This window comes from Micromonospora sp. NPDC051543, from assembly GCF_044454415.1.
Classification (GTDB): domain Bacteria; phylum Actinomycetota; class Actinomycetes; order Mycobacteriales; family Micromonosporaceae; genus Micromonospora.
The window spans coordinates 275,378-298,372 of sequence record NZ_JBITDT010000006.1 but is presented as its reverse complement, the minus strand read 5'-3'; the positions used below and the strand labels follow the sequence as shown (position 1 = coordinate 298,372).

The 22,995-nt window shown below is 69.6% G+C and carries 21 protein-coding genes, 1 tRNA gene and 1 pseudogene; 12 read left to right on the top strand and 11 right to left on the bottom strand.

What is annotated here, in order from left to right; all coding sequences use genetic code 11:
* The first annotated feature begins 69 nt into the window (after positions 1-69).
* Positions 70-1,074: an SMP-30/gluconolactonase/LRE family protein gene (locus ACIA3K_RS13675; RefSeq protein ID WP_396801150.1), complete on the top strand. Its 1,005-nt coding sequence runs from the start codon at positions 70-72 to the stop codon at positions 1,072-1,074.
* Between the two features lie 13 nt (positions 1,075-1,087).
* Here the strand turns inward: ACIA3K_RS13675 and ACIA3K_RS13670 are convergent, their stop codons facing one another.
* From ACIA3K_RS13670 to ACIA3K_RS13660, 3 genes and pseudogenes are all read right to left on the bottom strand, one after another.
* A complete protein-coding gene (locus ACIA3K_RS13670) occupies positions 1,088-2,707 on the bottom strand; it encodes a serine/threonine-protein kinase (protein WP_396801149.1) in 1,620 nt (539 codons plus the stop codon).
* Positions 2,708-2,884: 177 nt separating this feature from the next.
* Positions 2,885-3,715, bottom strand: a complete 831-nt coding sequence (locus tag ACIA3K_RS13665) for a M23 family metallopeptidase (RefSeq protein ID WP_396801148.1) — start codon at positions 3,713-3,715, stop codon at positions 2,885-2,887.
* Between the two features lie 66 nt (positions 3,716-3,781).
* Positions 3,782-4,926: pseudogene (locus tag ACIA3K_RS13660) on the bottom strand (ATP-binding protein); the annotation flags it as partial.
* A gap of 418 nt (positions 4,927-5,344) precedes the next feature.
* Here ACIA3K_RS13660 and ACIA3K_RS13655 point away from each other — a divergent pair.
* Positions 5,345-6,121 carry a hypothetical protein gene (locus ACIA3K_RS13655; RefSeq protein ID WP_396801147.1) on the top strand — a complete coding sequence of 259 codons (777 nt, stop codon included), beginning with the start codon at positions 5,345-5,347 and terminating at the stop codon, positions 6,119-6,121.
* Between the two features lie 417 nt (positions 6,122-6,538).
* Positions 6,539-6,614, top strand: a tRNA-Arg gene (locus ACIA3K_RS13650).
* Between the two features lie 168 nt (positions 6,615-6,782).
* Here ACIA3K_RS13650 and ACIA3K_RS13645 read toward each other — a convergent pair.
* The gene (locus tag ACIA3K_RS13645) at positions 6,783-7,328 is read right to left on the bottom strand and encodes a hypothetical protein (protein ID WP_396801146.1); all 546 of its coding nucleotides are present in this window, start codon (positions 7,326-7,328) and stop codon (positions 6,783-6,785) included.
* A 191-nt stretch (positions 7,329-7,519) separates the two neighbouring features.
* Here ACIA3K_RS13645 and ACIA3K_RS13640 point away from each other — a divergent pair, with 191 nt between their 5' ends.
* The 7 genes from ACIA3K_RS13640 to ACIA3K_RS13610 all read left to right on the top strand — a co-directional run bounded on the left by ACIA3K_RS13640 (position 7,520) and on the right by ACIA3K_RS13610 (position 14,780).
* The gene (locus tag ACIA3K_RS13640; protein WP_396801144.1) at positions 7,520-8,773 is read left to right on the top strand and encodes an efflux RND transporter periplasmic adaptor subunit; all 1,254 of its coding nucleotides are present in this window, start codon (positions 7,520-7,522) and stop codon (positions 8,771-8,773) included.
* Between the two features lie 58 nt (positions 8,774-8,831).
* Positions 8,832-9,554 carry a response regulator transcription factor gene (locus ACIA3K_RS13635; protein WP_396801143.1) on the top strand — a complete coding sequence of 241 codons (723 nt, stop codon included), beginning with the start codon at positions 8,832-8,834 and terminating at the stop codon, positions 9,552-9,554.
* Positions 9,555-9,601: 47 nt separating this feature from the next.
* Positions 9,602-11,032 carry a sensor histidine kinase gene (locus ACIA3K_RS13630; RefSeq protein ID WP_396801141.1) on the top strand — a complete coding sequence of 477 codons (1,431 nt, stop codon included), beginning with the start codon at positions 9,602-9,604 and terminating at the stop codon, positions 11,030-11,032.
* Between the two features lie 64 nt (positions 11,033-11,096).
* On the top strand, positions 11,097-12,326 hold the full coding sequence (locus ACIA3K_RS13625) for an efflux RND transporter periplasmic adaptor subunit (RefSeq protein ID WP_396801140.1): 1,230 nt from the start codon (positions 11,097-11,099) through the stop codon (positions 12,324-12,326).
* Positions 12,323-13,048 carry an ABC transporter ATP-binding protein gene (locus tag ACIA3K_RS13620; RefSeq protein ID WP_396801139.1) on the top strand — a complete coding sequence of 242 codons (726 nt, stop codon included), beginning with the start codon at positions 12,323-12,325 and terminating at the stop codon, positions 13,046-13,048. Before ACIA3K_RS13625 ends, ACIA3K_RS13620 begins: the two co-directional genes overlap by 4 nt.
* Entirely contained in the window at positions 13,045-14,229 is a 1,185-nt protein-coding gene (locus ACIA3K_RS13615) for an ABC transporter permease (RefSeq protein ID WP_396801137.1), read from the top strand. Before ACIA3K_RS13620 ends, ACIA3K_RS13615 begins: the two co-directional genes overlap by 4 nt.
* An 8-nt stretch (positions 14,230-14,237) precedes the next feature.
* Positions 14,238-14,780, top strand: a complete 543-nt coding sequence (locus ACIA3K_RS13610; protein ID WP_396801135.1) for a hypothetical protein — start codon at positions 14,238-14,240, stop codon at positions 14,778-14,780.
* A gap of 74 nt (positions 14,781-14,854) precedes the next feature.
* Here the strand turns inward: ACIA3K_RS13610 and ACIA3K_RS13605 are convergent, their stop codons facing one another.
* The 4 genes from ACIA3K_RS13605 to ACIA3K_RS13590 form a co-directional block, all read right to left on the bottom strand.
* The gene (locus tag ACIA3K_RS13605) at positions 14,855-15,205 is read right to left on the bottom strand and encodes a DoxX family protein (RefSeq protein ID WP_396801134.1); all 351 of its coding nucleotides are present in this window, start codon (positions 15,203-15,205) and stop codon (positions 14,855-14,857) included.
* A gap of 100 nt (positions 15,206-15,305) precedes the next feature.
* The gene (locus ACIA3K_RS13600) at positions 15,306-16,073 is read right to left on the bottom strand and encodes a hypothetical protein (protein WP_396801132.1); all 768 of its coding nucleotides are present in this window, start codon (positions 16,071-16,073) and stop codon (positions 15,306-15,308) included.
* 55 nt (positions 16,074-16,128) lie between these two features.
* Positions 16,129-16,728: a ClpP family protease gene (locus ACIA3K_RS13595; protein ID WP_396801130.1), complete on the bottom strand. Its 600-nt coding sequence runs from the start codon at positions 16,726-16,728 to the stop codon at positions 16,129-16,131.
* A 136-nt stretch (positions 16,729-16,864) separates the two neighbouring features.
* Positions 16,865-17,452 carry a helix-turn-helix domain-containing protein gene (locus tag ACIA3K_RS13590; RefSeq protein ID WP_396801128.1) on the bottom strand — a complete coding sequence of 196 codons (588 nt, stop codon included), beginning with the start codon at positions 17,450-17,452 and terminating at the stop codon, positions 16,865-16,867.
* Positions 17,453-17,629: 177 nt separating this feature from the next.
* On the opposite strand from ACIA3K_RS13590, the gene ACIA3K_RS13585 reads away from it, so the two are divergent.
* Positions 17,630-18,643, top strand: coding sequence for a potassium channel family protein (locus ACIA3K_RS13585; RefSeq protein WP_396801126.1), 1,014 nt, complete (start codon positions 17,630-17,632; stop codon positions 18,641-18,643).
* Positions 18,644-18,655: 12 nt separating this feature from the next.
* On the opposite strand, the gene ACIA3K_RS13580 is transcribed toward ACIA3K_RS13585, so the two are convergent.
* Positions 18,656-19,138 carry a MarR family winged helix-turn-helix transcriptional regulator gene (locus ACIA3K_RS13580; protein WP_396801124.1) on the bottom strand — a complete coding sequence of 161 codons (483 nt, stop codon included), beginning with the start codon at positions 19,136-19,138 and terminating at the stop codon, positions 18,656-18,658.
* Between the two features lie 82 nt (positions 19,139-19,220).
* Between ACIA3K_RS13580 and ACIA3K_RS13575 the strand changes: the two genes are divergently transcribed.
* Positions 19,221-19,865, top strand: a complete 645-nt coding sequence (locus tag ACIA3K_RS13575) for an FMN-dependent NADH-azoreductase (protein WP_396801123.1) — start codon at positions 19,221-19,223, stop codon at positions 19,863-19,865.
* A gap of 70 nt (positions 19,866-19,935) precedes the next feature.
* On the opposite strand, the gene ACIA3K_RS13570 is transcribed toward ACIA3K_RS13575, so the two are convergent.
* Positions 19,936-20,970, bottom strand: coding sequence for a 2-oxoacid:ferredoxin oxidoreductase subunit beta (locus tag ACIA3K_RS13570; protein ID WP_396801121.1), 1,035 nt, complete (start codon positions 20,968-20,970; stop codon positions 19,936-19,938).
* Positions 20,963-22,810: a 2-oxoacid:acceptor oxidoreductase subunit alpha gene (locus ACIA3K_RS13565; protein WP_396801119.1), complete on the bottom strand. Its 1,848-nt coding sequence runs from the start codon at positions 22,808-22,810 to the stop codon at positions 20,963-20,965. Before ACIA3K_RS13565 ends, ACIA3K_RS13570 begins: the two co-directional genes overlap by 8 nt.
* Positions 22,811-22,995: the final 185 nt, after the last annotated feature.

Below are 22,995 nucleotides of genomic sequence, written 5' to 3'. Positions count from 1 at the left end.
CCGACAGGAGCGCCGGACGCGTCGTGCCCGCATCACGCCCATCAAGAACAGCATGAGTAGGGGAGAGAAATGCGCCCAAGAATGATGACCATCGCCGTCGCTCTCGCGGCGGCCGTGACCGGCGTCGTGACTGTCGTCCCGTCGAGCGCGACGAAGGCTGCGACCGCACCGGCCCTGCCCGCGGGGCTGGCCCGACCATCCGCCCCGCCGGTGCCCTCGCGGATCGCGGTCCACTTCGACCTGGCCAAGGGGCAGATGCCGGAGAACATCGCCGTCGGCCCGGACGGCACGGCCTACGTCACCTTCGCGGCTGCTCGACAGGTCGCCGCGGTCACCCCGTCCGGCGGGACGCGAATCCTGGCGACCCTGCCCGCCCCGGCCGACGGCGGCGTCAACACACCCGTGCTCAAATTCGCACTCACGACGGGCATCGTCCGGATGACGGACGGCACCCTCTATTTCCTGTACGCGAGCGGCGATGCCGCCTCCACCGGCCTGTATCGACTACGCCCCGGCGGCGTTCCGCAGCGCATCGCCGCCCTGCCGGCCGGCGGGCTTCCCAACGGCCTGGCGTTCGACGCGGTGGCGAAGAGGTTCTACCTCACCGACTCGGTGCTCGGGACGATCTCGACGGTCGCGCTGGGAGGCGGCCGGGTCGAGGTGTGGTCGTCGGCTCCCGAGCTGGCTGCGGCCGGTTTCCTGGGTGCCAACGGCATCAAGGTACGCGCTGATGCCGTGTGGGCGACCAACCTCGACCAGGGCACGCTGCTGCGCATCCCGTCGCGGCACGGTCGGCCCGGAGGGGTCCAGGTGGTCGCGACCGGGCTGGTCGGTATCGACGACTTCGCGTTCGCCGGTGCCGGGGACCAACGCGTCATCGCCACGCTGAACGGACCGAACACCGTGGTGAGCATCGACGCGGCCGGTCGTGCGCGAACGCTGCTGACGGCCGGCGACGGGCTGCAGAACCCGACCTCGGTGGCCCTGCGTGGTCGCACTCTCTACGTGCTCAGTGCCGCGTACACCACGGGCGTCGACCCGAACCTGGCCCTGGCAACCCTGCCGCGCCGCTGATCTGTCCCGTCAATCAGGCCGCGCCCCGGTCGACCAGGCTGAACGTCGTGTCGATCGGGGCGTCACCAAGATGCTCGACGTAGATCGCTTTCTTCGTCGGGCTCCACTGCACCACCCCGTACTCGTCACTGATGATCGAGTAGGAGGTGCGTCCCTTGTCGTCCTTGCCCGCGCGGGACAGCGCGAACACGGTTGCGGCGGAGGCGTAACACTCGGCTCCCACCAGCGACGCGTACCCCTTTGAATCGATCTTGACCCCGAGGCACGGTCGGTGGCCGATGTCCGGATTCAATGACTTGATCATGAAGTCGACCCCGACCGGCTCGAGCACGAAGAGCGCGTCCTTGCCGGTGCCGTCGCCGGCCTCGAGCTCGCCGTGGAACGGCAGCTTCAGGTCACGGTCGACCTCCACCAGGTGCAGCAGGATTCGCCGCTGACCGGTCAGGATCGCTTGGGTCGGGTCCGTGCTCTTCGACGGTGACGCGGTAGGTGTACCCGACGTGGCCGTGGACGCGGTGGTCGCCGGTGCGCTCCGTGCCGGGCTGCCGGTCGACGTCGAGCCAACGTGATCCGGTTCGGACCCGCTGTCGAGCAGTCGCGGGCCGAACAGGGAAACGGACACCAACACCGCGATCACCGCCGCGGCTGCTCCCCCCACGGTGAGCCAGCGACGCCGGCCCCAGCCCGGGCGACCGGCGGTGACGAGACCCGATGGCACCGACCGCCCGTCCTGGTCAGCACCACCCGCGGCCGCCAGGGCACTCGCCGCCGGGGCCGATCCCGCGAAGTGGGCCGACTCTCCAGCAGCTCCCGCGTACCCCGCCGTCAACAACCCATCGAGCAGGTCACGGGCGGTGGGACGAGCAGCGGGATCCTTCTCCAACGCCCGCGAGACCAACTCCCGCAGCGGCCCTCCGAGTCCGGTCAGATCCGGCGGCTGAGTCAGGATCCGCATCGCGGTGGCGGTAGCGGAGTCGCCCCCGAACGGGTTGCGGCCGGTCGCGGCATGGGCGACCAGGGCACCCCACGCGAAGATGTCCGCAGCCGGGCCCACCGGATGACCAGACGCGGTGTCCAACCGCTCGGGAGCCATGTACGAGACGGTTCCAACCATCTGGTCGGTCCGGGTGTGCTGGCTCGTCGCCTCGAACGCCCGGGCGATACCGAAGTCGATGACCTTGATTCCGCCCGGCGCCACCAGCACGTTCGCCGGCTTCAGGTCCCGGTGGATGACCCCGGCGCTGTGGATGGCGGTGAGCGCGGTAGCCACCCCGACCGCGATGCTGTGTAGCTGCGCCGCCCCCAGCGGCCCCCGCTCCCGGAGCACCTGGGCCAGGCTGGGACCCTCGACGTACTCCACCACCAGGTATGGCGGGTCGTGGTCCGGGTCCGCGTCCAGGACCTCGGCGGTGCAGAACGGTGGGACCTGGCGCGCGCGGTTCACCTCGCTACGGAATCGGCCCCGGAACTCCTCGTCGTGCGAGAGTTCCGGACGGACGACCTTGACCGCCACCCGCCGTCCCTGTGGCGAGCGGGCCAGGAAGACAGTTCCCATGCCACCGTCGCCGAGCCGGTCCAACACGTCGTATCCGCCGAGGCGGGCCGGGTCACCGGGACGCAGCCCGACGTTCACGCCCGATGCCCGCAGACCGCGACCACCACGCGAACCGTTCCGCCTATCACCCGTTCCCCTTAGGTCAGTCGGACGCCGACCGCAGCCTATCGTCCGCCCACCCAACGTCGTCGATGCCGTCCACGTCCAGGCAGAACCGGGGTGTCTCGGGTGTGGCCAGCGACGCGAGCGGCTGAATCAGCCGATGCCGTCGACCGCGGCCCTGAGCGCATTGATCGACGGATCCCAGCTGAAGTTCAGGACGGGGATTCCGGAAGCGGCGGCATTGCTGTCGCCGCCGAGGACCACCGCCCGCGGCTTGTTGGTGCCCTGCGGAACCACCAGGTACCAGTTGCCCTTCACATTCGCGATGAACACTTCGTCTACCTCCTGGTCGGGCGGGTTCGGGGCGGTGACGTCCCCGACGTAGTTCTCGAAGTCCACCGTCGCGCTGAAGTTCGTCGGGCTTCCGGTGTTCAGCCAGAGGCTCGTGTGCACGTGCGGTCCGACGCCGGAGTCACTGCCGTTCGCCGACGAGCCGGTGTACGCGATGGTCTGGCCCCGTGACACACGCTGGCCGGTCGAGACGATGATCCTCGACAGGTGCAGGTGCCGGCTGTAGTTGCCGTCGTCGTGGGCCATCCCCACGACGCGTCCGGTCGCGGTCGAGGTGTCGGTCTTCACGAAGCGGATCGTGCCGTTCGCCGCAGCCATGACCGGAGTGCCGGTGCCGACCGCGTAGTCGGTGCCCGGCTCACCCGATGGAGGCGTCCGGTTCCGGTGGTCCTGCCAAGAGCTGGAGATCCGAACGTTCCCGCACGGCCTCTGATAACTGCCACCGGCCCGAGCGGAGCCGGGCAGCAGACCAAAGGCGGCCGACAGCCCGGACGCCGCCAACGCGGCGCTGGTGAGGAACCCGCGCCTCGAAAGTCCACGCAGGTACGCGAGGCTCTCAAGATCCTCGGGCCGTGGACCGCCGTGGCTCACGCCCAGGGGAAGGTCAGGTCGAGGCTCCTCGTTGAGGATCATCGATGCAACCTAAGGCCTGACTCGGTCGAAGGGCAAGAATCGCTGCGATCACCTTTTGGGCCGAGGTCACCCTGCTGTCGGGGCAGGAACCTGCCAAAGGGCACTGACCGGTATGGCGCGGAGTCTGTCGCCGAACGGCAGCGTAGACGATCCGGTATAGAGGACGACGCCGGCGGCGAACTCGTCGCCGAGGCGCTCGGTGAGCCGGCGTAGCCCGCGGAAGTCGTCGGGCCCGACGGTGGTGGCTGCCTTGACTTCGATCCCGACCACTTGACCAGCTCGATCCTCGAGCACCGCGTCGACTTCGTACCTGCTCTGGTCGCGGTAGTGGGACAGGTCGACGGGCTGCTCGGACCAGGTGAGCTGGCGGGAGAGTTCGGACAGGACGAATGACTCGAGGAGTGGGCCGAACGGTGCTCCCGGCCGGAGCAGTGCCCGGGCGTCGGTCGCGGTCTCGTTGGCGGCGATGCCCGAGTCGACGAAGATCAGTTTCGGTGCGGCGGTCGCGCGGGTGCCCAGGTTGCGGGACCAGCCGGGATCCGTTTGATCAGGAAGATCTCCTCCAGGGCCTAAAAGTAGCGGGCGATCGTCGGCCGCCTCAGTCCGAGGGCGGATTCGAGGGCGTTGGCGGTGATGATGGTCGCGGATCTGGCCGCGAGCAGGCGTACCAGTTTGCGGAGTTCGCCCTTGTGCTGGATGTCGGACAGTTGCCGGACATCGCGGTCGATGAGCGCTTGGACGTAGGCGTCGAGGAAGCGTTGGCGGCGGCGCGGGTCGGTGCGGGTGGTGGCCTCGGGTAGGCCGCCGCGCACGATTCTGGCCGCGTAGTCGGCGCGGGTCACGTCCGAGTCGTGTCGCAGGTCAGGGCCGAGCGCGAAGATGGCATCGACGAATCCGTCCGGTGCTTTGTCGAGCTCGCCTTGAGACAGCGGCCAGAGTTCGACGGTTTCCATCCGGCCGGGCAGGGCGTCTGGGGCGGCTACCATCCCGAAGAGGCGGGACGAACCGGTGAGCAGGTACCGGCCAGGGCGCGGGTCCTCGTCGACGGCTGCCTTGATGGCCAGTAGGAGCTCCGGGGCGCGCTGGATCTCGTCGATGACCAGGAGTTCGGAGGAGTCCACGAAGCCGACCGGGTCGGCGACCGCCGCCGCCCGGTCCTGTGCCCGGTCAAGGTCGCGGCGCTCGGCGAGACGATCACCGGCGACGGCCCGGTTTCGATCTGCGAGGGCCTTTGCATTTCGATTTGCGGCAGTACTGCGTTCGAAATGCGGCGGCTCGGTGTTCGATTTGCGGGACCTCTGAGGCGTTCTTGCGAGGGTCTACCGCTATGTCACGTTCTTGCGGGTGATGGCGAGTTCGGGGAACGTGTCCGCCCAGCGCGAGCGGAGTTCAGGCGGCAGTCAGAGAGTGGGCCTAAGCCGCCGGAGGAGGGCGGTCGCGTGGCGGCATCGCTGTGATCGCTTGCTGAAGATGTGCGGGTGCGGCACCTAGCCTGTTCAGAGTGCCGATGGCGCGATGAACTGTGCCGACGCCGGCAATGTCCAGCTCCCGGCACGGACAATGGCAGCTATCCAGCACCTGGAGGTCTCGCGCCACCAGAAGTTAACTGGCCGGTGGCACACTGAATGCGTGCTGATCGGTTTGGGCGCGCTCGCCTTGGCGATCGTCGGCGCGCTCGGCTGGTTCGTGGGCGAGATGGTGGGCGGGCACGGTGGGGTGGGCCTGGCCGTGGTGTATGGCCTCGGCGTGCTCCTGTGGGCGCTGCTCGACGAGCACACCGGCGAGACGACCTTCATGGCGATTCTCGCCTTCGTCCTGGGCCTGCCGATCGTGTACACCGTGGTCGTCGCGGTCAAGCTGCTCGTCCTGGCGTTCGGGCTCGCCGACCTGGGCAGCCGTGATGTCCTGCTGTCGAGCCTGCTCAGCGCGCTGACCGGCACGGGCATCAGCGTCGGGCTCTCGCTCGTCGGCGCGTTCAAGCGCGGCTTGGAGCCGTCGGTCAGCCCGGTCCGACCGAATCTGGAAGAGTCGTTCCTGTCCGGCCTGTCGTTTCGGATGCCGCTGGCGCTGCTCATCGCCGGCCTGATGGACCTGCCCGACACGCCCGCCGCTCGGGTCGTGACCGGCGCGGCATGGGGCGTTGCGGCCGCGGTCTGCACGCTGGTGTACATCGGGGTCGTCGAGAAGGAACCAATCCGTCGGGCGTGGTTCCACATCGTCGTGGTGCAGGTCGTCATCCTGGTCTGCGGCCTGTTCGCCGTCATCCAGAGCATCGGTGAGACCAACCTCGTCGACGAGGCCGTGCAACTCGCTGTCCCGGCCAGCCTGGCGTGTGGCTTGACATACCTGTTTAGCCTGCTGGGCGCCACCGCCCGCGGATACAGCTCCGGAACGCGGCGAGCATGAGGTGAGGCTGTCGCCGTAGGCATCAGGGGGGTGCGCGTTTCCACAGGCCGGACGCACCAACCCCGTAACCAAGCGTGCGCCCACGTACTCGGCGGCCCTTGCCTTCGGCGGGGGTGAGGCCGAGGGCTGACCCCGCGTCGGTCACCGCCGTTCGGCACCCCGGGCGACGGGTCCCGGTCGAGGGGCACACGTCATGATCGTCGATGACGTGCGCGGTGTGTGCTCTCCAGCGGATGCCAACCCTGTTGAACCGGTGCCAACGCGGGTCACCGCGGCCGACCGCCGGTCGCAAACCGGGGCTCGTGTGCTCGAGCTGTGGCTCTAAGCTGGGAGGACGGCGGCCCGGGAAACGCGGGCGACCGTGGCCCACTCCCTGCCACCCCAGGTGAACCCCAGGTCGCTAGACTGTCCCCTCGCGCCCCCGTAGCTCAGGGGATAGAGCATCGGTTTCCTAAACCGTGTGTCGCAGGTTCGAATCCTGCCGGGGGCACCAGGCGAACATAGATCACCTGATCTTGCGCACAGGATCGCGCTCCTCCCGTGGCCTCAAACGAGGTTCCTCGGCAAGAAGTACGGCGAGCCTCAGAGGGAGCAGTGCGGTACGGGGCAAACCGCGCCGGTGCCGCCGCTACGGGGGCGCGGCGGCACCGGCGCGGTGTCATCACGCGGGCGGGGTGGCGCTCGCGTTCGGACGAAGGACGGCGCAGGTTTGCAGTGCCTTCTGCGTGACCGCGTCGGTACCGGTCGGCTGGCCGTCAGTCAGCGTGACCCCGTTCTCTTTGAGGCAGTTCTCGTAGGCGGCGTTCCGCCCCCTCGCGCCGGGACGGTTGCCGTTGCCCGTGCCGGCGCTGGGACGCACTGAGGAGCATGCTTCCTGCGCCTTCTGCCAGGTCGCGTCGTCGACGCCTGCGGGCTTACCGAATCCCCCGCCACCGAAGGCGGCGCCTCCACGCGGCCCCGCACTGCCGGACGGTCGAGGGGTCGCGGCTCGGGACGGGCGTGGTCCTCGAGAGGCGCCGGCAGAGGGCCATGAACGCGGGCCACCGGAAGGCATCGTGATGGTCACACCGTTGTCCGCCATGCAGGCGGTATAAGCGGCGAAGGCGTTGGCCCCGCCGCTTTCCTTGTCTGATGGCTCGTCGGCCGAGCCGCCCCCGCAGGCTGCGGTCAACGTGATCGCAGCGGACGCCAGGAACAGGGCCGCCAAGCGGCGATGCGACCGGGAAACTATACGCACGGTGCCTCATCTCATCGGCCGAAGTACTCGCACCAGCCAATCGTCCGCACCTCGCTGCCGGCTCGGCTTAACCTCGGAATCGGCTCGGAGCTTCGCGTTCCAAGCGAACTCCGAGGCAGATCCGAGCCGCCCGCGAGGCCGAGCGGCGACAGTTTCGAAACATGGGTGAAGCACTGACCGGACGCCGCCGCTTGATCGGGGCCGCAGTGGCCGTGGTCGTGCTGGCACTGCTCGGCATTGGGGTGGCGCGGGCGCTGACCGCCGACTCGGCCGCGGGGCCGACCGGGCCGGCTACCGTGGCGGCTGACCGAGGTGAGGTAAGTACCGAGGTGGCGACGACCGGGGCGATTCAGCCGGCCCAGACACGCAGCCTCTCGTTCACCGTGGCAGGCACGGTCGACAGCGTCGCGGTGCGTGCCGGCACGACGGTGACCGCGGGGCAGAAGTTGGCGACGGTTGACGACACGGACGCGGACAAGGCTGTCACGAACGCACGGGCAGCTCTCGAGGACGCTCAGGACGCCTTGGACGAAGCCGAATCGCGCGCCGATGACCCGACGGACTGTGGGGTGGACGTGGTCGCCGCCTTCGCCGAGCCGGACGCTGCGTCCAGTGTTGCCCGCTCGTCCAGCGCCTCACCCAGCCCCACGCGGAGCGGATCACCCACGAGCAGTCCGAGCCCGACCGCGACCGTCGCGCCTGGCCGAACCACCTCGGTTCCTCGGAGCACCACCGGGGTTCCCCAAACGACTACTCCGGCTCCCCGATCCGGTGGCTCCTGCGCGGCGGGCCGCCCGCAGCAAGGACAGGACGGCGACGCCGTTCTCAGCGCACGGCAGCGGGTCACCCAAGCGACCACCGTGCTGCGGCAAGCCGAGGACGCGCTCTCCGGGACCACCATCACCGCCCCGATAGCCGGGCGGATCTTGACCGTCGCGGGCAAGGTAGGCAGCCAGGTCAGCGCTGGCTCGGCCTTCATCACCGTGGCGGACGTTTACGACATGCAGATCGATGCCGATTTCCCGGAGGCTGACGCGGATCGACTCGCCACCGGCCAGCATGCCGTAGTGACCCTCGCGGACCGACCCGGCCAACAGTTCGCAGCCACCGTCGTGCAGGTCGATCCCACCGGCACGAGCGACGGCACGATGGTCCGCTACGGAGCGCTGCTCGCCTTCGCTGAGGCGCCAACCCAACTGCTGGTGGGCCAGAGCGCGGCGGTCCGGGTGACCACCGGCGCGAAGGCCGACGTGCTGAGGGTGCCGAGCACCGCCGTGCACGATGTGGCGGGAACGACCGCGACGGTGCGGAAGGACGGCGTAGCGCTGAAAGTCGTCATCGGGCTGCGGGGGGATCAATACACCGAGGTGACTTCGGGGCTGGCCGAAGGGGACGTGGTCGCCCGTTCGTGGTGACAGCGGGCGCTTATCGAATTCATAGCGAGCTCACAGCTCGCCTGGATACACCATTCCGGTGCTGTCTCAAACCCGTACCTCCGTAGCCACCGCCCGCGTGCTCGTGGTCGACGACGAGCCGAATATCGCCGCGTTGCTCAGCGCGACACTGCGGCTGGTCGAGTTCGACGTGCGGGTGGCGAGCACTGGGCAACAAGCGTTGGCTGCCGTCGAGCAGTTCGATCCAGACCTGGTAGTGCTCGACGTGACGCTGCCGGATTTCGACGGGATCGAGATCGCCCGCCGGCTCAGGGCCGCCGGACGCGAAGTGCCCGTGCTGTTCCTGACGGCTCGTGACGCGGTGGAGGACCGGATCTCCGGGCTGGCCGCGGGCGCCGACGACTACGTGACCAAACCGTTCAGCCTCGAAGAGGTGGTGCTGCGAATCCGCGCGATCCTGCGGCGTACCCAGCCCGAGGCCGACGTGACCGGACGGGTGCTGCGGCACGCCGATCTCGAACTGGATGAGGACGCCCATGAGGTGCGCCGCGGCGGCCGGCACATCGAGCTGTCGCCGACCGAATTCAACCTGCTCAGATACCTGCTGATCAATGCGGGCAGAGTACTGAGCAAAGCGCAGATTCTGGACCGGGTCTGGAAGTACGACTTCGGCGGCGACGGACGCATCGTCGAGTCGTACGTCTACTACCTACGCCGCAAGATCGACAGCTCCGGCCCTCCGCTGATCCACACGGTCCGCGGAGTCGGGTACGCCCTGCGGCTGCCGCGCGGCGACGAGTGAAGTTCAAGCGCTGGAAGCATTGGACGCTTCGGTCACGCCTGGTTCTGGTGGTCGGCGCACTCGCCGCAGTGGGTCTGCTCATCGCAGACGTCGCCGGACTGGTACTCATCCGCGAATATCAGCTGGGGCGGATCGACGACCAGTTACGCGGCATGACGCGTCCGTTCGCCGCTGACTGGCGGCCGACCTCGGTCGCCGCACCACCGCGCACCCGGGTTGCCCGGCTCGGCCCAGACCGAATCATCTACGTGTACCGGGCCGACGGCACGCTGGACCCGCAGCGCAGCTCGACGGCCGACCCCGGACGGCCGCTGGCCCCGGCGTTGAACGCGGTCAACGGCGGACCGTTCACCCTGGCCGCCGCGGACGGCGACACCGACTGGAGGGTGATCGGCGTACGTGACGCGCAGACCGGCGGCGCTGCCCTGATCGGGCTGTCACTCGCCGAGGTGCACCAGACCACCGAGCAGCTGATGCTCATCGAGGGAGGCGTCTCCGTACTGGTACTGGCGCTGCTCGGACTGGGTGCGGCGTTCGTCGTGCGGCTCGGGCTGCGGCCGTTGACCGAGATGGAACGACTCGCCACGGCCATCTCCGCCGGCAACCTCTCGAGCCGCGTTCCAGACGATCCGCACACCGAGCCGGGTCGGCTGGGCCTGGCGCTCAACTCGATGCTCACCCGGATCGAGTCCGAAGTGGGTGCGCGCACCGCCTCCGAGCAGCGGCTACGGCAATTCGTCGCGGATGCGTCGCACGAACTGCGCACGCCGCTGACCTCCATCCAGGGATTCGCTGAGCTGTACCGCCGTGGGGGTGCTCCGCCCGGCCCGGCGCTGAACGAGACGATGAGCCGGATCGAGTCGGAGGCGGTCCGGATGGGCGTGCTGGTCGAGGACCTTCTCCTGCTTGCTCGGCTCGACCGGCAGCGGCCGCCCACGTTGCGACGGGTGGACCTGCTGGAGGTTGCGGCGGACACCATCCGGGACGCTCATGCGCGAACGCCGGAGCGCCCGGTACGGCTTGCCGGGCTCGACGACGACAGTGACACGTTCGAGCCGGCCACGGTGCTGGGCGACGAGCACGGTCTGCGGCAGGTCGCCACGAACTTGGTCGCCAACGCGCTACGGCACACCCCCGTCGGCGTCCGGGTGACCGTGCGGGTGGGCTGCACACCGGCCAGAAGGCCGTCCCGGGGCAGCGTGTTGTCCGGGTCGCCGGACCTGCGACACGGTCCGCTCGCGGTGCTGGAGGTCAGCGATGACGGCCCCGGGGTACCCGCCGAGCACGCCAGCAGGGTCTTCGAGCGGCTGTACCGTGCCGACGTCAGCCGTACGCGCGCTGAAGGCGGCTCGGGGCTCGGCCTGTCGATCGCGGCGACGATCGTGCACAGTCACGGCGGGTGGGTGGAACTCGATTCACCGGTCGACGGCGGGGCCGTGTTCCGCGTGCTGCTACCAGCCGTGGACGAGGCGGCGTGAGGTTCCAAGCCAGCTCCGAGGTTCCCTCGAAGCTGCTCCCAGCACCGGCGGCCAGAGTAGCCGCATGCCAGCGCGTCTCAACCTGCGACATCCCTCGGTGGTGGTCAACGCCATCCTCGGCGTCGCCCTCATTGGTGTGGGTTTCTGGGCGTACCAGAGCCTCGTAGGGCCGGACACCACCCCGACCGCGAACGGCGCGGTCCGCTCCGTGCCGGTGCAGGTCGGCACGGTGACGAAAACCGTGACGGCGGACGGCACCGTGGAGAGTGCGAGCACGGCGAGCGCCAGTTTCGTCACCGGCGGCACGGTCACCGCGATCAACGTGAAGGTCGGTCAGGCGGTGAAGAAGGGCCAGGTGCTCGCCAAGGTGGACCCGGCCGACGCGCAACGTGGCCTGGACGCCGCCGAGGCCGACTTGGACGCCGCCCAGGACTCGCTGGACCGGGCCCAGGAAGCCGGTTCGGACGCCTCTGCCGCGGAGAACGAGGTCGCGCAGGCACAGCTCGCGGTGACCGAGGCGCAGGCGGCGGTGGCCGGCACCGTGCTCAAGGCGCCGATGGCCGGAACAGTGGTGGCGGTAAACGGCACGCTGGGCAGTTCGTCGTCGGGCAGTTCGTCATCGGGCAGTTCGTCGGCCGGCGGCTCACCCGGCGGCACCGCGTCGCAGGGAAGGGGTACGTCGTCCGGCGGCGGCTCGTCAGCCTCCACCAGTTCGACGTCCACCGGCTTCATCGACCTGGCCGATCTGACGAAGTTGCAGGTGTCCGCCGCGTTCGCCGAGGCTGACGCCACCAGAATCAAGGAGAAGCAGGCGGCGAAGATCACCTGGAACGCGCTCAGCGGCACCACGGCGACCGGCACAGTCAGCGCTGTCGACCCGTCCGCCACCACCGCCAACAATGTGGTCACCTACGGCGTGACACTCACCCTCGGCAAGGTGCCGGCTGGCGCCAAGGTCGGGCAGACCGTCTCGGTCGCGGTCACCACCGGCAGCGTGCAGGACGCCGTCATGGTCAGCTCGGCCGCGGTGACCACGGCCGGCAACCGGCACACGGTCACGGTGCTGACCGACGGCCGGCAAGAGACCAGAGCGGTGGAGATCGGCCTGGAAGGCGACGCGGCAACCGAGATCACTTCCGGGGTTGAGGTCGGCGAGCAGGTGGCACTGAGAGCGGCCTCGACGACCACCGGCACCGGCGGCGCCGGCACCGGTCGCTTCCCCGGCGGCGGCGGTTTCGGTGGCGGGCCGGCGGGCGGCGGAGGCTTCCCCGGCGGCACCGGGGGTCGGCGATGACCCCGCCAGTCCTCGACGTGCGGGATCTGACCAAGGTGTACGGCGACGGCGAGGCCACCGTGCACGCGCTGGCCGGGGTGTCACTCAGCGTGCAACGCGGGGACTACGTGGCGATCATGGGGTCGTCCGGATCGGGCAAGTCGACCTTGATGAACATCCTCGGCGCACTCGACGTGCCCAGTTCCGGCACCTACCTGCTCGACGGGGTGGACGTCAGTCGGCTCGCCGACCGTCAGCTCGCGCTGGCCCGTAACCGGCTCATCGGCTTCATCTTCCAGGCGTTCAATCTCATTCCTCGCACGACGGCGCTCGCGAACGTCGAGCTTCCCTTGGCGTACGCCGGAGTGAAACCCAGGGAACGGCGCCGCCGCGCCCTCGCCGCCCTCGACCTGGTGGGGCTCGCCGACCGGGCGGGCCACGAGCCCAACCAACTCTCCGGCGGCCAGCAGCAGCGGGTCGCAGTGGCCCGGGCACTGGTCACCGAGCCGGCCCTGCTCCTTGCCGACGAACCGACCGGCAACCTCGACAGTCGCTCCACCGACGACGTGCTCGGTGTCCTCGACCAGCTCAGCACGGACGGCCGGACGATCGTGCTGATCACCCACGAGTCGGAGGTCGGCGACCGGGCGAAACGGCTGATCCGTCTGGTCGACGGCCGAATCGTCAGCGATGTGCGGCAGTCGGCGCTACACGAGCCGCCGGTCGGGGCCTTCCTGCGATGACCTTCTACGAAGTTGTCCGGTTCGCGCTGCGCGGCTTGTCCGCGAACAAGCTGCGGTCGTCGCTGACCATGCTCGGCATCCTGATCGGTGTGGCCGCGGTGATCCTGTTGGTCGCGGTCGGCAACGGCTCGGCCAAGGCGATCAGCGACCGGATCGAGGCGCTCGGCACCAACACCATCACGGTGATGAGCGCCGGTCGAGGCGGCTCGACGAACACCGCCCTGACCCTGCAGACCTCGGACGCGCTCGTCGATCCGGTGCAGGCGCCCGACGTGAGGTCGGTGTCGCCGGTCGTCAGCAGCTCGGCGACGCTCACCTTCGACGGTGCCGACCACGAGGTCGGGTCGTTCATCGGCACCACGCCGACCTGGTTCACCGCGTCGAACACGCTGGTGGGCCGGGGCTCGGCGTTCACCGCCGACGACGAGGTTCAGGGCCGGCGCGTGGTGGTGCTGGGCTCGACCGCGGCTGAGGAACTGTTCGGCGTCACCAACCCTATCGATCAACAGGTCACCGTCGGCGGGGCGCTGTTCACCGTGATCGGGGTGCTCAAGGAGAAGAGCTCGACGGGCTTGCAGGACGCCAACGACACAGCCGTGGCGCCGATAACCGCCGTCCGTCAGGTGCTCACCGGCTACGGCCCGATCAACTCGATCCTGGTCGAAGCCGTCTCGCCGGCAAAGGTGGACTCTGTCCAGTCGCAGGTATCGGCGATCCTGAACCAGCGGCTGGGTGCGGCCACCTCGTACCGCATCCAGAACGCGTCGCAGCTGCTGGAGACCCAGACGGAGACCGCTGACACGTTCACCACCCTGCTCGGCGCAGTAGCCGCGATCAGCTTGCTGGTCGGCGGCATCGGCATCACCAACATCATGTTGGTGACGGTGACCGAACGGACCCGCGAGATCGGCATCCGCAAGGCGCTCGGCGCTCCCCGCCGGACGATCCTGACGCAGTTCCTGATCGAGGCGACTCTGCTCAGCGTCATCGGCGGCGCTCTCGGCGTCGCGGCCGCGCTCGTCGGCAGCAGTTTCGAGATCGTCGGTGTCAAGCCGGTGATCGTGCCCAGCTCGGTCGCGCTCGCGCTGGGCGTTTCCATCGCCATCGGACTGTTCTTCGGTGGCCTGCCCGCCGCCCGCGCTGCCCGGCTGCGTCCCATCGACGCCCTGCGCTACGAGTAAGGACGATCATGAACGACGACACCGCCGTGCTCCAGAGGGTCCCGGGCGACGCGCAAGGAGGCGACGGCCTCTCCAGCGAATTGGCAAAGGCGGCCCCGCGCCGCTGGTGGAACCGGGCCACCGTGATCCTGGCCCTTGCCGTGCTGCTGGTCGGCGGGTTCGCGGCTGGTCTGCAGGTGCAGAAGAGCTATGGCGGTGTGTCGGCTGAGGCCGGCGGCGGGAATCGGTCGGCCGGCGGGCAGCGCGCAGGCCAGGGCGGCTTCGGCTCGGGCAACAGCCGCCCCGACGGCGGCGCGGCACCCACCTCCGCAGCTTCCCGGGGCCCGTCAGGCACCGCCGGAACGGTGAAGCTGGTCAACGGGACCACCATCTACGTCGAGACGGCGGACGGCGACGTGGTCACCGTCAGGACCGACGGCAAGACCTCGGTCGCCGTCGCCAGTAAGGGCAAGCTCTCCGACATCAGAGCCGGCCAGCCCGTGACCGTGCAGGGCAACGCGGGAGCAGACGGCACGGTGACCGCTACGTCGGTCACTTCCCAGTCGAAGTGAACCCCGATGACCAGGATTGGTCCCGTCCCTGCTCCGGCGACGAGCTCACCGACACGGCATGCCATCGACGACACCTACCAGTGGTAGGCCACGTTCACGACCAGCGCGGCCAGCACCGTGACGAAGAAGACGGCCCAGCCGACGAGCTTGCGTGACCGCACGCGCAGGTGCGCGATCAGCGCCCCGACGAAGTACAGCACCAGTCCCGCGGCCGCGAGTGTCCCCAGCAGCGGTACGGCGAACCCGGCCAGCAGCCCCACCGAACCGGCGGCCAGCAACGTGCCCAGCACGGGCAGCCAGGAGTGTGGAATCCCCTTCATGTCTGCCTGGGCCTTGGGATAGTCGTGGCCGATCAGGTAGGTGACTGCGGCGATGGCGGTGAACACCGAGGCGATGATGGTGACTGTCACGTATGCGGCGAACATGAGCCCTCCCCGTGGTCGTCGCCGTGCGGAGCGAACAGTGCCGCGACGTGTCGAGGTGCCCTCCGGGCCGTCCCGGAGGGCACCTCGTCATGCGCGGGGGTCAGAGGAACTTGTACATCTCGGCGGAGGCGGCCTCGGTGTCGGCGGCCGGCGGGGCGGCCACGGTGACCTTCTCGCCGAAGCCGCTCATCTTCATGTCGGTGACGAGGTCACCGAGGCTCTTCGTGGCGATCGTGTAGGACAGGGCGGTGAGCCGCCCGTCGGCGTCGACGGTTGCCTCGAAGGGGATCGCCGTTGGCTCCTTCGCCAGCTTGGCGGTCGATTCGAGGCCCTCGCGCATGCCGCCGTCGGTGCTGGCGGTCTGGGCGGCCTTGTTGAGGTCGGAGGTGCCGCTGTAGTGGCCGGGGCTGACCTCCTGGGCGGCCACGACGCCGCCGATGAGGCCGGTCTGTGCCTTCAGGTCGAACGACTGGCGCAGCGAGCTGGTCGGCCGGAGCTTGTTGAGATCGATCTTCATCCAGGGCTTCTCGCCGTCGAGCGAGTCCGACTTGATGTAGGCGACGTCGCCGATCAGCCGGGCCTCGATCGGCTCCGGGGCGGAGCCGGTGACGTGGACCGTCTTGGCCGCGGGGTCGACCTTGCCCTTGAGGCTGATCGACTGGCCGCCGGCCTTGACCGAGGCGTCCATGGTGACCGTGCCGGCGAGGCTGCGCTCCATGGCCTGCCGGACGGCGGCGGCCGGTTCGAGCTTGGGCGTGGTGGGAGCCGAGGACGGTTTGGACCCTCCGGCGTCACCGGAAGTGGTGCCGCAGCCGGCCACGAGGGCGGCGGCGAGGGCAATCGAGAGGACAGGGATCAGTCGACGCATAGACGTGACCCTAACCAAGAAGGTCCACTCTGGGGGGCCCGGCCAACACGGTGGGTCAATCCGCCGGCAGTTGTTCGGCGCGGGTGAGCACCCGGTCGACGAGGCCGTACTCCCGGGCCTGCTCGGCGGTGAACCAACGGTCCCGGTCCCAGTCGCGCTGGATCTCGTCGAGGGTGCGTCCACTGTGCTGGGCGATCAACTCCTGCATGGTGCGCTTGACGTGCAGCATGTTCTCCGCCTGGATGGTGATGTCCGAGGCGGTGCCGCCCATCCCGCCGGACGGCTGGTGCATCATGACCCGGGAGTGCGGCAGCGCGTACCGCTTGCCGGCCGCTCCGGCGCAGAGCAGAAACTGTCCCATCGAGCCGGCGAGGCCGAGCGCCAGCGTGGCGACGTCGTTGCGGACGTAGCGCATCGTGTCGTACACCGCCATACCCGCCGTCACCGAGCCGCCCGGCGAGTTGATGTAGAGGTAGATGTCGCGGTCGGCGTCCTCGGCGGCGAGCAGCAGGATCTGCGCGCAGATCTGGTTGGCCGACTCGTCGGTCACCTCGGTGCCGAGGAAGATGATCCGCTCCCGTAGCAGCCGCTCGAACACCTGGTCACCGAAGGTCGGCTGACCGCTGTCCAGCATTCGCACGTCGTACCCGATCATGTGTCGCCGCCTTCCGCGCTGCCGGCGGGCGGCGGAACCGCCTGGGGAACCGGCTCCTCCAGCGTGCGCGCGGCGGCGGTCGCGGCCCAGGGATTCTGCCGCCGGCAGATCGGCCCAGGGCAGAACCCCAGCCGGCCTACATCCGGGTCAACCGCCGCCGGCCCGTCCGGGCCCGGCGGCAGGCCAGCAACTTGGAGGTACGAGGACCGGGGCGCCCGGCCGGTGCGGAGGCGATCAGTCGAACTCGCAGCCCCGCCCCTCCGACAGTCGACCCGACGGGCGAGGCTGGACCGCCGACGTGCAGGATCGGCCCGCCCAGCCGCAGCACCGGCCCGGCCGGCTGCCGTGCGGAGGCCGGAGCGGCCGCCACGGGGGGCGTCGCCCCACCGGGCTGGAAGCCGATTCGGAATGCGGGGCGGGTCTCGTTACGTGGCGCGGGCACCTGTTCGAGCCGGGCCAGAGCGGCCCGGGGCGCGGCGGGGATGCGACGCTCGACGCGGCGCAGGTCGTCGCGGGCCGCCTCGAGCAGGTCGGAGAGTTGGATGCCGAGGGCTCGGCAGATCGCCGCCAGGACCTCCGACGAGGCCTCCTTGCGCCCGCGCTCGACCTCCGAGAGGTAGGGCACGGAGACCCCGGCCGCCTCGGCCACCTCGCGCAGGGTGCGGCCCTGGCCCTGGCGTAGCCGGCGCAGCACCCCGCCGATCACTCGTCGCAGCAACGACATGCGGACCTCACTCTCGCGGTCGACGTCGGGGACCCCTCCCATCATCATGCCGGTTGCCGACGGTCGGGGCCGACCCGTGCCTGCCGCGTCGACCATCGTCGTAGCCCGGGCGTGCGGAGCGCCCCGTACCCGCTATGTTGTGGACGTGCAGGCGACGGCGGCGGGGCAGGTTCGACGGTGATCCATTTTCCCGCGCAGCGCCGGGGCCCGCTGAGCGCGCTGAGCCTGCGGCTCGCGGCCGCCCTCGGCCTGGTCTTCGCCGTGGTGGCAGCGGTCTACCTGGACCGGGACGGCTACCGCGACGTCAACGAGGACGGCCTCACCCTGCTCGATTGTTTCTACTACGCGGTGGTCTCGCTCTCCACCACCGGCTACGGGGACATCACCCCCGCCGCGCCGTCGGCCCGGCTGGTGAACGTCCTGTTCGTCACCCCGGCCCGGGTGCTCTTCCTGATCATCCTGGTCGGCACCACCCTGGAAGTCCTGACCGAGCAGTACCGGACCGGCCGTCGCCTGTCGCGGTGGAGGAGAACCGTGAAGGACCACGTCATCATCTGTGGCTACGGCACCAAGGGTCGCAGCGCGGTCAACGCCCTGATGGAGAACGGCCTGGACCGGTCGAGGATCGTGGTGGTGGAGCGCAGCACCGCCGCACTGCGGCAGGCCACCTCGGCGGGGCTGGTGGCGATCGAGGGCTCGGCGACCCGTTCCTCGGTGTTGAACGAGGCGCACGTCCGGCACGCGAAGGCAGTGATCATCGCGACCGACAGCGACGACGCGTCGGTGCTGGTGGCGTTGACCGTTCGGCAACTCACCGCCGGTCAGGTCCGGATCATCGCGGCCGCCCGCGAGGCGGAGAACGCCCCGCTGCTCAAGCAGAGCGGCGCGCACCACGTGATCGTCTCCTCGGCGACCGCCGGCCGCCTGCTCGGTCTCTCGACCTCGGCGCCGCCGCTGATCGACGTCGTGGAGGATCTGCTCACCCCGGGGCAGGGGATGGCGTTGGCGATGCGCTCTGCGGAACGGGACGAGGTGGGCCGTTCACCGCGCGAGCTGGACTCCCTGGTGATCGCCCTGGTGCGCCGGGGCAAGGTGGTCACCCTGGCCGACAAGGCCGGCGCGGTGATCGAGACCGGCGACATGCTCGTGCACGTCCGCGACGACCGCCCGCAGTCCGCGGCCACGGTCTGACGCCCGCTGCGCTCAGCAGGCGTCCGCGTCCACCTCATTGATGGCTTCCGTGCACAGAATCGGTGTCGTGGTGGCGGCCCGCCGCAGCAGATCGTAGAGCGTCTCCCGCTCGGCCGGCTGCAGCGCTCCCAGCACCTCGTCCTCGGCGCCCGCTAGGGCGCATTCGGCCTCTTTGAGGCGTTTTGCCCCGCCTTCGGTGAGTTCGACGACGTGCCGCCGACGGTCCTGGGGTGAGCGTCGCCGCTCGACGAGATCCTTCGCCTCGAGGTCGTTGAGCAGCCCCACGATGTTGGTGCTGTCCATCTCCAGGGTGCTCGCGAGCGCCTGCTGACTGATGCCGCCGCCCGCGCGCAGCACCGTGAGCGCGACCAGGTGCCGGGGGCGCAGGCCCAGTGGCGCGAGCACCGACTCCGCTCGCAATCGCATCCGCCGCGCCAGGTGGTCCAGCAGGGCGCCCGAGCGGTGCTCCGTGGGCTCCAGCGGCAGGGCGGACATGTGACCCAGTCTACCGGCGCGGTGGAACATCTGCCTGCTATAAATAGTTGGTGCAACACAGACGATCCTTGGAGGAGGAATCATGAACCTGCTGCATATCGATTCGAGCATTCGGGGTGACTGGTCGGTCAGCCGGCAGCTCACCGCCCGGGCCGCCGAGGCCTGGCGTGCGGCGCACCCCGATGGCACGGTGACCTACCGTGACCTGGGCGCCGAGCCGCTGCCGCACCTGGACTCCGACGGCGGGCTGGCGCGCATGACGCCGCCGGACCAGCACACCCCCGCCCAGCGCGCCTCCTGGGAGCTCAGCGAGCGCCTCGTCGACGAGGTGAAGCGGGCCGACGTGGTCCTGCTCGGTTTGCCGCTCTACAACTTCGGAGCCCCCAGCAGCGTCAAGTCCTGGGTCGACCACCTGATCGTCGCCGGCCTCACCTATGACCCGACGACCCAGGAGGGCCTGCTCAGCGGTCGCGAGTTCGTGGTGGTGGCCACCCGGGGCGGCGGCTACGGCGAGGGCACCCCGCGGCACGGCTGGGACCATGCGGAGCAGTGGCTGCCGCACGGCCTGTCGATGACCGGCCTGGAGCCGCGCTTCATCACCACGGAACTGACCCTGGCGCCCACCGTGCCGGCGATGGCCGAGCTGATTCCGCTGCACGAGGCCAGCCTCGCGTCGGCCGAGAAGGAAATCGACAACCTGTGGACGCCGGCCTCGGCCCAGCGCTGAGACGGCACCCGGCACGGACGAGAGCGGCCGCCCCGATCGGGGCGGCCGCTCTCGTTTCAGGTCCGACAGGTCAGAGGATCGTCCAGGTGTCGCCACTGCCCAGCAGGCCCGCGAGCTGCTGCTCGGGCGTCTCGGTGACCGTCGCCTTCGCCGTCGCCAACTGCTCCTGCACCACGCTGTCGTAGGACGGCCGGTCCACCGAGCGGAACACGCCGATCGGCGTGTTGCGCAGGTCCAGGCCGGGCAGCCGGGACAGCGCGAACGCGTACGCCGGGTCGGTCACCGTCGCGTCGTGTACGACGATCTCCTCGGGGCGTACGGAGTTGGTCTCCCGGACCTCCAGCCCGAACGCGCCCGGCGGGTGCACCACGCAGAACCGACCGTCCGCCCCGAAGGTGATCGGCTGGCCGTGCTCCAGGCGGATCAGGTAGTCGTCCCGGGTGGACGGGTCCTTGAGCTGCTCGAACGCCCCGTCGTTGAAGATGTTGCAGTTCTGGTAGATCTCCACGAACGCCGAGCCCTGGTGCTCGGCGGCGGCCCGCAGGACCGACTGGAGGTGCTTGCGGTCGGAGTCGATCGTGCGGCCGACGAAGCTGGCCTCCGCACCCAGAGCGAGCGAGAGCGGGTTGAACGGCGCGTCCGCCGAGCCGGCCGGCGTCGACTTGGTGATCTTGCCGACCTCGGACGTGGGCGAGTACTGCCCCTTGGTCAACCCGTAGATCCGGTTGTTGAACAGCAGGATCTTGAGGTTGACGTTGCGCCGCAGCGCGTGGATCAGGTGGTTGCCGCCGATCGACAGCGCGTCGCCGTCGCCGGTGACCACCCAGACCGACAGGTCGGGACGGGACACCGACAGGCCGGTCGCGATCGCCGGCGCGCGGCCGTGGATCGAGTGCATCCCGTACGTGTTCATGTAGTACGGGAAGCGTGACGAACAGCCGATCCCGGAGACGAACACGGTCCGCTCGCGGGGGATGTTCAGCTCCGGCATGAACTGCTGGATCGCCGCCAGGATGGCGTAGTCACCGCAGCCGGGGCACCAACGCACCTCCTGGTCGGACTTGAAGTCCTTGGCGGTGAGCTTGAGGGCGACGGGCTCAGACATTCTTCAGGACCTCTTCCAGCGTCGTCTCCAGCTCGGCGGCCGTGAACGGCAGGCCGCGGACCTGGTTGTAGCTGATCGCGTCGACCAGGTACCGGCCCCGGATGACGTGGGCGAGCTGGCCCAGGTTCATCTCCGGGATGACCACCTTGTCGTAGGAGCGCAGCACCTCACCGAGGTTCGCCGGCATCGGGGCCAGGTGCCGCAGGTGCGCCTGGGCGATGGACAGGCCGCGCTGGCGGACGCCACGGCAGGCCGCGCCGATCGGTCCGTACGTCGAACCCCAGCCGAGCACCAGCACGCGGGCGTCGCCGTCCGGGTCTTCCACCTCGATGTCCGGCACTGGAATCGTCTCGATGCGGGCGGCCCGGGTGCGGACCATGAAGTCGTGGTTCGCCGGGTCGTACGAGATGTCGCCGGTCTTGTCGGCCTTCTCCAGCCCGCCGATCCGGTGCTCCAGGCCCGGCGTGCCGGGGATGGCCCACGGACGGGCCAGGGTCTCCGGATCGCGCAGGTACGGCAGGAAGGTGGTGCCGTCCTCGCCGTTGGGCGCGGTGGCGAAGTCGACGCGCAGGTCGGGCAACGACTCGACGTCGGGCAGCAGCCACGGCTCGGAGCCGTTCGCCACGTAGTTGTCCGACAGCAGGATCACCGGCGTGCGGTACGTCAGCGCGATCCGGGCCGCCTCCAACGCCGCGAAGAAGCAGTCCGACGGCGACTTCGGCGCGATCACCGCGACGGGCGCCTCGCCGTGCCGGCCGTACAGCGCCATGTTCAGGTCGGCCTGCTCGGTCTTGGTCGGCATGCCGGTCGACGGGCCGGCCCGCTGCACGTCCACGATCACCAACGGCAGCTCCAGTGCCACCGCGAGGGAGATCGTCTCGCTCTTGAGCGCCACACCCGGGCCGCTCGTGGTGGTCACACCGAGCGCCCCGCCGTAGGAGGCGCCCAGCGCAGCGCCGACCGCGGCGATCTCGTCCTCGGCCTGCATGGTCAGCACGCCGAAGCGCTTGTGCTTGCTCAGCTCGTGCAGGATGTCCGACGCCGGCGTGATCGGGTACGCGCCGAGGAAGACCGGCAGGCCCGAGCGGACCCCGGCGGCGACCAGCCCCAGCGACAACGCCGCGTTGCCGGTGATGTTGCGGTAGGTGCCGGGAAGCATCTTGGCCGGCTTGACCTCGTAGCGGACGGAGAAGTCCTCGGTCGTCTCGCCGAAGTTCCAACCCGCCTTGAACGCGGCGACGTTCGCGGCGACCAGCTCCGGTCGCTTCGCGAACTTGCGCTCCAGGAAGCGCAGCGTCGACTCGGACGGCCGGGAGTACATCCACGAGAGCAGACCGAGGGCGAACATGTTCTTCGACCGCTCGGCGTCCTTCTTGGACACCTTGTGTTCGGCCAGCGCGCCGACCGTCATCGACGTCAGCGCCACCGGGTGGACGACGTAGCCGGCCAGCGAGTCGTCGTCGAGCGGGCTGCTCTGGTAGCCGACCTTGGCCAGGTTTCGCTTGGTGAACTCGTCGGTGTTGACGATGATGTCCGCGCCGCGCGGCAGGTCGGCCAGGTTGGCCTTGAGGGCCGCCGGGTTCATCGCCACCAGCACGTTGGGCGCGTCGCCCGGGGTGAGGATGTCGTAGTCGGCGAAGTGCACCTGGAAGCTCGAGACGCCCGGCAGCGTGCCGGCGGGGGCCCGGATCTCGGCGGGGAAGTTCGGCAGCGTGGAGATGTCGTTGCCGAGCTGCGCCGTCTCCGAGGTGAACCGGTCGCCGGTCAACTGCATGCCGTCGCCGGAGTCGCCGGCGAACCGGATGACCACCCGGTCGAGTTGACGGATCTGCTTGGTCACTGTGCCACCTTCGTTCGCGACTGCGGGCTCGCAAGCGCTGTCGTTCCCCACCCAGAGCCTACGTCGAACGGACCCTCGGGCTTCCCCGGAGGTCCGCCGACTGAGACCAGATCAACGTGAGAATTGCTATGTAATGCGGGGTTTCGCCCCGCCCGCCGTAATCCAGATCACCGTCCGCCGACCCG

Bases quoted from the DNA above. Each gene is read 5' to 3' on its own strand.
- ACIA3K_RS13580 (WP_396801124.1), bottom strand. From the start codon at position 19,138: ATGTCCGCCCTGCCGCTGGAGCCCACGGAGCACCGCTCGGGCGCCCTG.
- ACIA3K_RS13605 (WP_396801134.1), bottom strand. From the start codon at position 15,205: ATGTTCGCCGCATACGTGACAGTCACCATCATCGCCTCGGTGTTCACC.
- ACIA3K_RS13615 (WP_396801137.1), top strand. From the start codon at position 13,045: ATGACCTTCTACGAAGTTGTCCGGTTCGCGCTGCGCGGCTTGTCCGCG.
- ACIA3K_RS13570 (WP_396801121.1), bottom strand. From the start codon at position 20,970: ATGTCTGAGCCCGTCGCCCTCAAGCTCACCGCCAAGGACTTCAAGTCC.
- ACIA3K_RS13575 (WP_396801123.1), top strand. From the start codon at position 19,221: ATGAACCTGCTGCATATCGATTCGAGCATTCGGGGTGACTGGTCGGTC.
- ACIA3K_RS13625 (WP_396801140.1), top strand. From the start codon at position 11,097: ATGCCAGCGCGTCTCAACCTGCGACATCCCTCGGTGGTGGTCAACGCC.
- ACIA3K_RS13610 (WP_396801135.1), top strand. From the start codon at position 14,238: ATGAACGACGACACCGCCGTGCTCCAGAGGGTCCCGGGCGACGCGCAA.
- ACIA3K_RS13620 (WP_396801139.1), top strand. From the start codon at position 12,323: ATGACCCCGCCAGTCCTCGACGTGCGGGATCTGACCAAGGTGTACGGC.
- ACIA3K_RS13590 (WP_396801128.1), bottom strand. From the start codon at position 17,452: ATGTCGTTGCTGCGACGAGTGATCGGCGGGGTGCTGCGCCGGCTACGC.
- ACIA3K_RS13600 (WP_396801132.1), bottom strand. From the start codon at position 16,073: ATGCGTCGACTGATCCCTGTCCTCTCGATTGCCCTCGCCGCCGCCCTC.
- ACIA3K_RS13665 (WP_396801148.1), bottom strand. From the start codon at position 3,715: ATGATCCTCAACGAGGAGCCTCGACCTGACCTTCCCCTGGGCGTGAGC.
- ACIA3K_RS13595 (WP_396801130.1), bottom strand. From the start codon at position 16,728: ATGATCGGGTACGACGTGCGAATGCTGGACAGCGGTCAGCCGACCTTC.
- ACIA3K_RS13640 (WP_396801144.1), top strand. From the start codon at position 7,520: ATGGGTGAAGCACTGACCGGACGCCGCCGCTTGATCGGGGCCGCAGTG.
- ACIA3K_RS13675 (WP_396801150.1), top strand. From the start codon at position 70: ATGCGCCCAAGAATGATGACCATCGCCGTCGCTCTCGCGGCGGCCGTG.